Genomic DNA, 11235 nt, shown 5'->3' with positions numbered 1-11235 from the left:
ACTGCCTGGCGAAGGCGTGCCACGCGCACATTCTATCTCCCGGTCAGCTGGAATTTCGGCGTGAACCTTCCAGCCTCCTACCACCTGCGTTGAGAAACCATCACTCATGCCGAGTTCGGGAGTTGACGAAGAAGGGAGTGTGCATTGGCGTGTCGGGATGGACGGGCGGCTCGTCGGCTTAATCGAGTGGCATTGACCTATGGCGCTGATTGCCTGCAGCGCTCATTTCCTCGGGCTCGACGCGGCTCTGAGCGCATCCCTGCTCTACGCCGAACACATCATGCGGAGTCCGGAGGGTCCGGTATCCCGATACGGACGACACCGCTCGGGCCTGGATCGGCGTCATCTCCCGCGCCCCCCGGGCGACCATCCGCCGGGACGGGGAGCGCACCGTGCTCCCCGTAGCGGGCCGTGACCTCGGCGTTCCCGGCCGGGGGCCGGCGGAGCCGGGGCTCCGGCGGCACGGGGCAGGCCGCCGGACGATCTCCGCACACCACTCATACGGGTGAGATTGCCACGGACCCATGGGCGCTTCGATCGGGGAGCCCGCCGTATCCGGCCGGAAGGACGTCCCCGCCTGCACCGGAGCGACGAGCACGAGCGCGCCACACCCCGCCCGACGATCCGCCCGGGAGCCGGGACGCGGCCCCCGGAGGCCACCCCACCCGACCAAGTCCGCGCAGGGGCCCGGGCCCGGTAGCAGGGCGGCTCGCCAACGTCGGCCACGGTCGGGTTGTGCCTTCACGTGCAGCTCGCCGCAGAAAAAGGCCGGGAGAGAACTCCTCTCTCCCCGGGCCCAGACAGTCGTGAACGCGGCGAGTCCGCGGCTACGGGACGCTCGCTCCCGACGCCACCGGCTCGCCCCCACCTTGAGGAACCACGTGGGATACCAACTCCGCCGCCAGCTCCGGTGCGCTCTGCCGCCCACCATCACCGGCCTGCAACGCGCCGTCGCGCTCGAGATCGCCGACAGCGCCCGTGACGAGACCCGCGAAAGCTGGGTCGGTCTCGACGACCTCGCCCGCTGGACCGCCGCCCGCGACACCAAAACCGTGCGGGTCATCCTCGGCCGGCTCGCCGCCGCCGGTTGGGAGTTCCGCGTCCCCATCGGCACCGGGAAGGACGGCCGTCCTCTCTACGCCGTCCCCGGCCGCCGTCTCACCTTCCGCGTCCCGCCCTTTCCACTCGCCCTCGAAGAACCCACCACGGTTACCCCTGCCCCGGGGAAAGAGGCAGCCATGCCGGACCCTTGCCCGCCTCGAGGGGAAACCGTGGTCATGGCAGAGGAAACCGTGGTCGACACCGTGGCCACCCGGGTTTCCCCCTGCTCCTCATCCCGTCAGGTATCCCCTCACCTCTCCCTCCCGGACCTCGCCGACCAGACCCTGCGCGAGGCCGGCGTCACCGACCCCCGAGAGAGATCAGCGATCCTCACCTGGATCGACACCAACCACCGTCCCCGCGGCCGTGCCTGGTGGCGCACCGTCGTTCACCGCGGCGATCTGCCCGCCCTCATCGCCGACTGGCGGAGCCACCAGCTCTTCCAGCGCCCGCCCACACCCCACCGGCCCCCGTGGTGCGGTCTCTGCGAGGAACCCACCCGACTCCACGAGAACGACCAGGGCCGGGTCGTGCGCTGTTCCCGCTGCCATCCGCTGACCAGCACGGCCACCTAGGCCGCCGTGGCCCGCCGGCTCCTCCAGGTCCACCGCGCGCGGGTCGACTCGACTTCGGCCCGTAGGCGCGCGCGTGTCGGTCCTGCGGCCGGCTCCGGCCCTGGGACGTCAGGGGCGGGCGGCGCGGGACCGGGCCCGGTCCGGGTCCCGGGCCTGGGCCTGGGCCTGGGCCTGGGCGGCGAGGTCCCGGGCCACGACGGCGAGGTCGAGACCGGCGGCGTGCAGGGCCATCGGCCAGGTGCTGGTGTCGGTCAGGCCCGGGGCCACGTTCACCTCGAGGAAGTGGGCCGTGCCGGTCGCGTCCACGATCAGGTCGGTGCGGGAGAGGTCGCGCAGGCCCAGCATCCGGTGCGCGGTGACCGCGGTCTCCGCGGCGGCGCGCAGCACCGCGTCGTCGAGACGGGCCGGGGTGTGGAAGATGGTCGCGCCGGCGGTGTACCGGGCGGCGTAGTCGTACACCCCGCCCGCCGGCTCCACCTCGACCGCGGGCAGGGCGCGCGGGCCGTCGCCGGTGTCAAGGACGCCGACCGCGATCTCGACCCCGGTCACGGCCCGCTCGATCAACGCCCAGTCGTGATAGCCGAAGCAGGCCATCAGGGCCTCGGCGAGCTGGCCGGCGTCGTCGACCCGCCCCACCCCGAGCGCGGAACCCCCCGCCCGCGGCTTCACGATCACCGGCAGGCCGAGCCTGCCCACGATCCGGTCGATCAGCGCCGCCGCGCCCAGGTCGTGGAACACCTCGCGGGGCAGCGTCACCGCCTCCGGTGTCGCGACCCCCGCGGCGGTGACCGTGGCCTTCGCCGTCGCCTTGTCGAACGCGGCCCGGCACGCCGCGGGCGCGGCGCCGACATAGGGCAGGCCGTACAGGTCGAGGACTTCGCGGATGGTGCCGTCCTCACCCGAGATGCCGTGCAGGACGGGGAAGACGACCTCGGGCGGGTCGGCGGCGAGCGCGGGCAGCGTGGCGGCGTCGACGTCCCGCAGCTCGACGTCGACGTCGACGCGGGCCAACGCGTCCCGCAGCCTGCTCCCGGAACGCAGCGACACCTCACGCTCGGCGGACAGGCCACCGGCGAGGACGAGCACACGGCCAAGGTCGGTCATCGTCGCGTCCTTCACTCGTCGGGGGCTCGGCGATCGCGGGGTGCGAAGGTCCGCCGGAGGTCGATCTCCGCGCGCAGCACCCGGGCGAGGCGCCGCACGCCGTCGCGGACGCGCTCCGGTGGCGGGTAGCAGTACGACAGCCGCATGGCGTTGCGGCCCGACCCGTCGGCGTAGAAACCGGTGCCGGGCACGTAGGCGACCCGGGCGGCGATCGCCCGGGGCAGCATCGCCTTCGCGTCCACCCCGTCCGGCAGGGTCAGCCAGACGAAGAACCCGCCGTCGGGCCGGGTCCAAGTGGTGCCCGGGGGCATCGTCTCGGTGAGGGTGTCGAGCATGACGTCCCGGCGTTCCCGGTACATCTCCCGGAAGCCCTTGAGCTGCTCCGGCCACGGCTGGGTCGCCAGATACCGCTCCACCGCGAGCTGCGTCAGCATGCTGTGCGACAGGATCGCCGATTCGGCGGCCAGGACGAGGCGGGCGGTCACCGGCGGCGGGGCCAGCGCCCAGCCGACCCGCATCCCCGGCGCCAGCGTCTTCGAGAACGACCCCAGGTAGACGACGTCGTCGGGGGCGTCCGCGCGCATCGCCCGCACCGGCTCGCCGGTGAACGACAGCAGGCCGTACGGGTTGTCCTCCACCACGAGCACCCCCGCCCGCCGGCACGCCTCGACGATCTCGGCGCGCCGCGGCGGGGTCAGCGTGATCCCACCCGGGTTCTGGAACGTCGGCACGGTGTAGAGCAGCTTCACCCGGGCGCCTTCGGCCGCGAGCCGGCCCAGGGTCTCGCGCAGCGCCTCGGGGTCGAGGCCGTCGCCGTCCATCGCGACGTGCACGACCCGCGCCTGGTAGGCGGCGAACGTGTTGATGGCCGTGACGTAGGTCGGCCCCTCGGTGAGCACCACGTCGCCGGGATCGACGAACACCCGGGTGAGCAGGTCGAGCGCCTGCTGGGATCCGACGGTCACCACCACGTTGTCCGGATGGGCGTCGGTGATGCCCTCCATGGCCATCACGTCGCAGATCCGCGCGCGCAGCCCCGGGTCACCCTGCGCGGAGCCGTACTGCAACGCCACCGCGCCGCGACTCGTCACCAGCTCCGACAGGGTGGACGCGACCGCTTCCAGCGGCAGCGCGTCCACGGCCGGCATCCCCCCGGCCAGCGACACGATCTCCGGGCGGCTCGCGACCGCGAACAGCGCCCGCACCTCGGACGCGACCATCCCCGACGCGCGGGCCGCGTACGACCCCCACCAGCGATCCGTCGGCACCGTGCCGCTTACCGGTTGCTGCTCGTCCACCCGTCCACCCCATTGTCGACGTCGACGGGTGACCCTACCCGCGCGGTCCGGGGCCTGGCCATCCGGCATCACAACCGACGAAAGCCCCGAAGTCCGAACTCGGCCCACGAGCCACGCGGTGGACGTCGGGGCGACCGTGGCGATGTGCGCGGGTCGGGACTCATATTCCAGCTGGCGTGTCGCGGCAGGACCACCAGTAGCCTGTGATAGAAAGTTCACGCTAAGTCGGCGACGTCTGGGAGGAAATTCTTGATGCTTCCTCCCGGTCCGCGGCACCGTTTCGCGCTTTCTGACATGCGCAGCTTCCCCCAGGGGACACGGCTGATCGACGGAGACCGGATATCCTCCGTCCGCCTTATCACTCCTCCCCCGGGCTGAGGTTCGGCGTCTCCTCGCGTTCGTAAGCGCCTTTGACGCCACTCCCGGCCTCATTCCTTCTCCAGGCCGGAGATGTTCGATGATTACCAGTCAGATTCTTCTACCCCTTCTCGCCGTCCCGCTGACTGTCGTCGGGCTCGGTCTCCTCGTGGTCATTCGCCCTTCGGCCGCGCAGGGGATAGCCGAGGTCCTGCACGCCCTCGCCACTGTCGTCCACGGGCACGATGACCGTTCCCCGGAACAGTGCGCACCTCGCACGAAGCGCTCTCGCGCTCGGAGAGACGCTGCCCGACAGACACCACCACCCCTAGAAGATCATGGTGGCGGTGCGGGGGAGTGCGACGGGCCTCCGATGCTTCCGGATCGGGTGGCTCCGCTCCCGTGTGGCGGTCGGCGGACACGGCGAGGCCCTGTTACAGCAGGTAGGAAGCGGCTGCCGGTGGGTGCGGGAGGGCGGGCCGTGTCCCGGCCTCGCACGGCTCATACTGGCCGACGGTCCCATAGAGGCCTGCGAGTCCTTCCTTGCTCCACGGGTTCCAGGACCGGTTCGCGCGACAGCCTTTGCCCCGTTTATTCCTTTCCGAATCCCGCCCTTCGGCCGTCTCTTTAGTGTTGCCGAACGAAAATTGACCGCCTACTGCCGGGACGGCCCCGTGCCACGTGTTTCGGTGACCGATTCCCGGCAAGATCAAAGGAGGTCCGGTCGGTCGGCACGAGGGATTCTTCGTTCCGGCTCGGGACGTCCCCGCCGGGCACGACGCTGACCGGGGCGGGGACGGGGCGGGGCGACAAGGCGAGGGCCGATCCGTTCCATCTCGTCGACGAACACCTTCGGTGCGCTGCCGAGCAGCGTGATCTCGCCGATGAGACCGCCCGAGTCCAGTTTCAGGCGCTGGGTCCCGGCGGCCGGGTGACCCGCGATCCGGGCGTGGTAGGGCAGCGCCCACAGGCCGCCAACGTCGGTCACGGACTCATAGCGAAGACCTTCGATGAGATCGAAGGCGGCGACGAGCATCCGCCGCATCGATTCCCTGCCGCGGAACCGGTACTTACCAGCCAACCGTTGCCCGCCGATCATCGGCAGCACCGTCACCTCTTCGGCCAGACAGACGGCCGCGGCCGCCGCGTCGCCGCCCTCGCTGGCCATCCGCCAGGCGGAGACCACCTCGCGAGCGGAGCCAGGGCCGTCTTCCGTGGCCCAGGCCGGTTCTTCCAGGTCCGCCACCCTCACGCCCTTCTCGAGATCGGCACCGCCGCCGTACATGCTGCGACGAAGATAACCGCCCCGGCGGGCCCATCCGGCCGACGTGGTGCGGTCTCTGCGAGGAACCCACCCGACCCCACGAGACCGACCAGGGCCGGATCGTGCGCTGCCCCCGCTGTCATCCCCTGACCAAAGCGGCCACCTGATAGAAAGCACGGCCGCCTCCGCTCCGCCGGGGCGTTCCCGTCACCGGTGCGCCGCCTGCCCGGTGGGGCGGATGATGATCTCGTTGATGTCGACGGTGTCGGGTTGGTCGAGGGCGAACAGAACGGTGCGGGCGACGTCCTCGGGTCGGAGTCGGGGGTCGGCGGCCCGGTCGGGTGTGGTGTCGCCGGCGTCGACAAGTCCGGGCTGGAGGAGGGTGACGCGCACGCCGGTTCCGGCGGCCTCGGCCCGGATGGACTGGGCCATGGCGGTGACAGCCCACTTGGTGGCGGAGTAGAGCTGCCCGGGCACGGTGATCCGGCCGGTCACCGAACCGGTGAGCACCAGATGTCCCCGGGAGCGCACGAGAGCGGGCAGGGTGGCCCGGGCGACCAGGGCGGTTCCGTAGACGTTGGTCAGCACCATCTCCCGCCACCGCTCGGGGGAACCGGTGCCGTGCAGGAACGAGGTGGGGGTGAACACGCCGGCGTTGGCGAACACCGCGTCCAACCGGCCGAACGCATCCTCGGCGCGGGCGGGCAGGGCGGCGACCTGCTCCCAGTCCTGGATGTCGCAGGCAGCCGCCACGGCCCGGGTGGGGCCGCCCAACTCGGTGGCCAGGTCACGCAGTGCCTGCCGGGACCGGGCGGCGAGGACAAGACGCCAGCCCTTGCCGGCGGCGAGGCGGGCCGTAGCGGCACCGATCCCGGACGAAGCCCCTGTGATCAGCAGAACGGGTGCGGTCATGGCGTCGATCGTGCCGCCGGGCCGGGATGCTGTGAGAATGCGTCTGGTCGTCGCCGGGTCGTTGGACCGGGAGCTGGTTCGCTACCAGGCGGCGGAGCTGACCTACCCCGAGCCCGGAGCGACCACCGCCGATCTACCCGATGGCTATCGGCACCTGCGACGTCGTGTGCTGGTGGGGCGGGGACAGCCGGTGTTCGCGACGGCCGCCGCGGTGGTCATGAGCTGGGAGATGCATCGGCGGGCCGGCCTCAGGCCGGCGGCGACCTCCCCCACGGCGGACGTCGGGGTGACCGTCGTGATGTGTGCGGGTCTGGGGCGGGTTGGGGTGCTGGCCGCCTGCCGGGTCGTGTGGGTGCTCGGCGAGGCCGACCGGCGGGGATTCGCCTACGGGACCCTGCCTGATCATCCTGAGGTCGGTGAGGAGGCTTTCGTCGTCGAGCGTGACGCCGACGACGCGGTCTGGCTGGGCATCACGGCCTTCAGCCGGCCGAACGGACTCCTGCCGCGACTCGCCGGGCCCGCGGGCCGAGGGGCACAGACGATGATGACCGCTCGGTACGCCCGGGTGGTGCGAGACGCGGTGGGTCGTCGGGAAGGCTGAGAGTCGAGCGGGCTGATCGCCGCTCGTTCCCGACGACGGTGCCGGCCCCCGAGCCGAGTGGTCCGGGTCGTGGTTGTTGCCTGATGAAACGCGCGGCCTTCCGGTTTTCTCTCCGGGCCACCGGGCGGTCGGTCACGCGGGTCGGCCCGTTCGTCGGGCGCGGGAGGGCCGCTGGACCCCGGGGGTCTCGCGGGTCGGGCGGTCGGCGACCCGACAGCAGAAATGATCATGGCTGTGACGTCGACGCCCCCACCGCCATCCCGCGGCGCTCGCACCAGAAGCGCCCGACCCGGTCCGGCCGGCACTCACAGCCACGCCCACAGGACAGTCCTGGTGTAGGCAACTGGTGCCCGACCAGACCTCGGAAACTTCGGCCACTGCCCCCGCCTCAGCAGTGGTCGGTCGACACCCTTCCCACCATCGGCCAGCCTCTGATCGGCGGTTCCACGACAGTGCTGGGATGACCAGCGTGGGGTGACCGGGTCGGCTCGCGGGACCGGGGCGCGCCCACGAGCCGACCGTCCCCGACCGGACCCCGTCGACGAGGGCCCGTCAGCAGTGGTGGTCGTGCCGGCCGAGGGTCTCCACGGGGGTGGCGCCGGGACGGGTCCACTGCGGTACGGGACGGCTGGTCGGACCCCAGGTGGCGTTCCCGTCCGCGTCCGACCGCCAGTACCAGCACGCCCCGTGCCCCTCGGGCCAGCCCGCGGGGTTGTCCTCCCACTCCTCGCCGCGGCCGTAGGGCGTCAGGTCGAGCAGGCCGAAGGACCCGTTGGCCGGCTCGTTGCCGCGGCCCGTCGTGGAGTAGGTGAGGAACGCGCGGTCGCCGTCGCGCAGAAAACAGGTGAGGTACCCCATGGGGCCACCGACCAGCCCGTCGACGTCACGCACCGAGTACCAGGGCTGGGTGTAGCCCATGAACTCGGTGTAGGAGGCCACCTCGTCCCACCGACCCGTGGTCAGGACGGCGAACGAGACGCCGCGGGCGTTGAGGTAGACAGCGTCCCTCACGTGCCAGGCCGCGGTGGTGCAGCCCTCGCACTGTCCCTGGTGCGGCGCGCCGTCATGCCACATGTGCTTGTAGACCACGAGCTCGTCGCGGCCCTGGAACAGGTCCAGGAACGGGACCGGGCCGCCGGGTCCGACGACCTCGACCGTCCCGTCGAACTCCACCATCGGCAGCCGGCGGCGGGCCGCGGCGAGGGCGTCGCCCTCGCGGGTGTGGGCCTTCTCCCGGACCAGCAGCTCGTCCCGGGCGGCCTGCCAGGTGGCCAGGTCGACGACGGGCGGGCGGCCTGGCCGCGCGGCGATCGGGGCGTCCGGCATGGTCGTCATGATGTCCTCCGTGGTGTCTCAGGCCGGGCGGTGTCGTCCGCCGTTCGGCGTCGGTCACCAGGACAGACCCGTGGCACGGCCGGGACTCATCGCGGCCGAGCCCTCGGTCATCGGCGAGGTGGGGGCTGTGCTCGCCGCGGTCATCGCGCTCGTCCCCCCGCTGCTCGGTGGCCAGTCCAGGACCGTGGCCGTGGGGCAGGCACCCGAGGTACCGCCGTCGTCCTCGATGACGCCGAGTCCGATGACGGCGGACGGCGGAGCACTAGAAAGGGTTGTCGGGTGGAGTCACAGTCGTCAGGCAGAACGGATGACCAGCGGGGTCGAACAGCACTCGCCACCGATCGGGGTCTGGCTGCACCGCTGCGAGCGTGGCGCCCAGACGTTCGGACTCGACTACCGCTGTCTCCAGGTCGCCGACGGCGAGATCCAGATGGATCTGTTTGGGTATGTCGGCCTCAGGCCAGGTCGGGGGGCTGTAGCCGGGGATCTCCACGGCGAGGAGCCAGACCCCGTCGGTGCGGACCCCGACAGTGCCCGTGGCAGTCGTGAACATGATCTCGCCACCGAGCATCGCGGCCCAGAACTCGGCGAGCGGCATGGCGTCAGCACAGTCCAATGACACGAATACGCGTCCAGCGACGGCCATATGGGTGAGCGTAGTACGCCAGCCCTCCTCTGATGATCAGTGGAGTTGGTGGCCTCGCGAGATCAGCGCGGCCGGTGGTCGCTGTCGTGACCGGGGCGCCGGTCGAGGGTAGTAACTGTTGCCCAACTGGCACTCTTTAGCTCTCTTTAGATTGCTATAGTTGTCATGTGAACCTTAAGGAGTGGGCAGAGTCGCAGGGTGTGGCGTACGTGACCGCCCAGCGCTGGTTCCACGCCGGCAAGCTCCCGGTCCCGGCACGCAAGGTCGGTGGCCTGATCCTCGTCGGCGAGCCCGACCGCCCGGCTACTTCAGGCACGGTGGTCGTGTACGCCAGGGTGTCATCCGCGGACCAGAAGCCTGATCTCGACCGGCAGGTCGCTCGCGTCACCGGCTGGGCCACCGGGCAGGGGCTGCCTGTCGACAGGGTCGTGACCGAGGTCGGGTCGGCGTTGAACGGGCATCGGCGGAAGTTCCTCGTGCTGCTCCGCGACCCCGCGGCGACGACGATCGTCGTCGAGCATCGCGACAGGTTCGCCCGCTTCGGCGCCGAGTACGTCGAGGCCGCTCTCGCCGCGAACGGCCGCCGCCTACTCGTCGTGGACCCAGCCGAGGTCGATGACGACCTGGTCCGTGACATCACCGAGATCCTGACCTCGATGTGCGCCCGGCTGTACGGCCGCCGCGCCGCCGCGAACCGAGCCCGCCGCGCGGTCGCCGCCGCCACTGAGGCGGCCGGATGAGGACGTTGCAGGCGTACCGGTTCGCGCTCGACCCGAACGACGCCCAGGCCGCGAACCTGTGTCGCCACGCGGGGGCGGCCCGGTTCGTCTACAACTGGGGCCTGGCCCGGGTGAAGGCCGCGTTCGCGCAGCGCGACGCGGAGAAGTCCTACGGCCTGGACGGCGACCTGCTCACCCCGGTGCCGTGGACGCTGCCCGCGTTGCGGCTTGCCTGGAACGCCGCCAAGCGGGACGTCGCGCCCTGGTGGGACGAGTGCTCGAAGGAGACGTACTCGGCCGGGCTGGACCAGTTGGCCCGTGCGTTGAAGAACTTCACCGACTCCCGGAAGGGAAAGCGCAACGGCCGCCGGGTCGGTTTTCCCCGGTTCAAGAAGCGCGGGAAGGCCCGCGACTCGTTCCGCTACACGACCGGCGCCTACGGCCCCGCGACCGATCTGTACGTGAAACTGCCCCGGATCGGCCGGGTCAAGGTCGGCGAGCCGATGGGCGTGCTCACCGCGCGGCTGGCGGATGGCCGGGCGCGGCTGGGTGGCGCGACGGTGTCCCGGACGGCTGGCCGCTGGTTCGTGGCGTTCACCGTCGACGCCGACCGGGACGTTTCCGAACGGCCGACCCGCCGTCAGCGGACGGGCGGCACGGTCGGCGTCGACCTGGGCGTGAAACACCTCGCGGTCCTCTCCACCGGCGAGACGGTGGCGAACCCGAAACGGCACGCCGCCGCGCTGCGGAAACTGCGCCGCGCGTCGCGGGCCTATGCCCGGTCGAAGCCGGGCAGCGCTGGGCGCCGGCAGCGCGCCGCCGGGCTCGCGACGATCCATGCCCGGGTCGCGAACCAGCGCCGCGACGGGCTACACAAGCTCACGACACGGCTCGCCCGGTCCCACGACGTGATCGTGGTCGAGGATCTGCACGTCGCCGGGATGGTCCGCAACCGGCGGCTCGCCCGCGCCGTCTCGGACGTCGGGATGGGTGAGATCCGCCGGCAACTCGACTACAAGACCCGCTGGTACGGTTCGCGGCTGCACGTCGCGGACCGCTGGTAGTGCGCCATGAGGCGCCTGGTTGTATCCCCGGCTCAGCCGGGAGGAACTCGGAGGGAGGTTCCTGGGTTCGATGGCTTACCTGGATCCGAAAGGTGAAGGGGACAGCAGCATGCCATTGAAGCGGTGGCCGTGCTCAGGCGTTGGAGGCGGCGCACCGCGGAACCCGCGTGATATGGCGAAGGCTGGATTGCTTGAATCCTAATTCCCAGAAGATGGAAGGTCGCATCCGTCGGAAATTGACGTCCGAAGCCGACGCCGC

General features: G+C 71.3%; 9 protein-coding genes and 1 pseudogene. 4 read left to right on the top strand and 6 right to left on the bottom strand.

Features of this window, described 5'->3' with window-relative positions:
- The first annotated feature begins 881 nt into the window (after nucleotides 1-881).
- Nucleotides 882-1676: a hypothetical protein gene (locus B056_RS0134525; RefSeq protein WP_018506390.1), complete on the top strand. Its 795-nt coding sequence runs from the start codon at nucleotides 882-884 to the stop codon at nucleotides 1674-1676.
- 108 nt (nucleotides 1677-1784) lie between these two features.
- Here B056_RS0134525 and B056_RS39170 read toward each other — a convergent pair whose 3' ends face one another.
- The 4 genes from B056_RS39170 to B056_RS0134500 form a co-directional block, all read right to left on the bottom strand.
- The gene (locus B056_RS39170) at nucleotides 1785-2780 is read right to left on the bottom strand and encodes a D-alanine--D-alanine ligase family protein (protein ID WP_051105829.1); all 996 of its coding nucleotides are present in this window, start codon (nucleotides 2778-2780) and stop codon (nucleotides 1785-1787) included.
- A gap of 11 nt (nucleotides 2781-2791) precedes the next feature.
- A complete protein-coding gene (locus B056_RS0134515; protein ID WP_018506388.1) occupies nucleotides 2792-4000 on the bottom strand; it encodes an aminotransferase-like domain-containing protein in 1209 nt (402 codons plus the stop codon).
- 1144 nt (nucleotides 4001-5144) lie between these two features.
- Nucleotides 5145-5720 carry a hypothetical protein gene (locus B056_RS0134505; RefSeq protein ID WP_018506386.1) on the bottom strand — a complete coding sequence of 192 codons (576 nt, stop codon included), beginning with the start codon at nucleotides 5718-5720 and terminating at the stop codon, nucleotides 5145-5147.
- Between the two features lie 186 nt (nucleotides 5721-5906).
- On the bottom strand, nucleotides 5907-6611 hold the full coding sequence (locus B056_RS0134500; protein WP_018506385.1) for an SDR family oxidoreductase: 705 nt from the start codon (nucleotides 6609-6611) through the stop codon (nucleotides 5907-5909).
- A gap of 37 nt (nucleotides 6612-6648) precedes the next feature.
- Between B056_RS0134500 and B056_RS0134495 the strand changes: the two genes are divergently transcribed.
- On the top strand, nucleotides 6649-7212 hold the full coding sequence (locus tag B056_RS0134495) for a DUF1990 family protein (protein ID WP_018506384.1): 564 nt from the start codon (nucleotides 6649-6651) through the stop codon (nucleotides 7210-7212).
- A 552-nt stretch (nucleotides 7213-7764) separates the two neighbouring features.
- Here B056_RS0134495 and B056_RS0134490 read toward each other — a convergent pair.
- Together B056_RS0134490 and B056_RS0134485 are read right to left on the bottom strand one after the other, a co-directional pair.
- Nucleotides 7765-8547, bottom strand: coding sequence for a DUF899 domain-containing protein (locus B056_RS0134490; RefSeq protein WP_018506383.1), 783 nt, complete (start codon nucleotides 8545-8547; stop codon nucleotides 7765-7767).
- A 262-nt stretch (nucleotides 8548-8809) separates the two neighbouring features.
- Nucleotides 8810-9193 carry a VOC family protein gene (locus B056_RS0134485; protein ID WP_026240493.1) on the bottom strand — a complete coding sequence of 128 codons (384 nt, stop codon included), beginning with the start codon at nucleotides 9191-9193 and terminating at the stop codon, nucleotides 8810-8812.
- A gap of 167 nt (nucleotides 9194-9360) precedes the next feature.
- Between B056_RS0134485 and B056_RS0134480 the strand changes: the two genes are divergently transcribed.
- Nucleotides 9361-9933, top strand: a complete 573-nt coding sequence (locus B056_RS0134480; protein ID WP_026240492.1) for an IS607 family transposase — start codon at nucleotides 9361-9363, stop codon at nucleotides 9931-9933.
- Nucleotides 9930-10973: pseudogene (gene tnpB, locus B056_RS39165) on the top strand (IS607 family element RNA-guided endonuclease TnpB); the annotation flags it as partial. The gene B056_RS0134480 and the pseudogene tnpB, both read left to right, overlap by 4 nt.
- Between the last annotated feature and the right edge of the window lie 262 nt (nucleotides 10974-11235).

Source organism: Parafrankia discariae, from assembly GCF_000373365.1.
Taxonomy (GTDB): domain Bacteria; phylum Actinomycetota; class Actinomycetes; order Frankiales; family Frankiaceae; genus Parafrankia; species Parafrankia discariae.
Note: the sequence above shows the minus strand (reverse complement) of the source record. Positions and strands in the feature narration are given on the sequence as shown.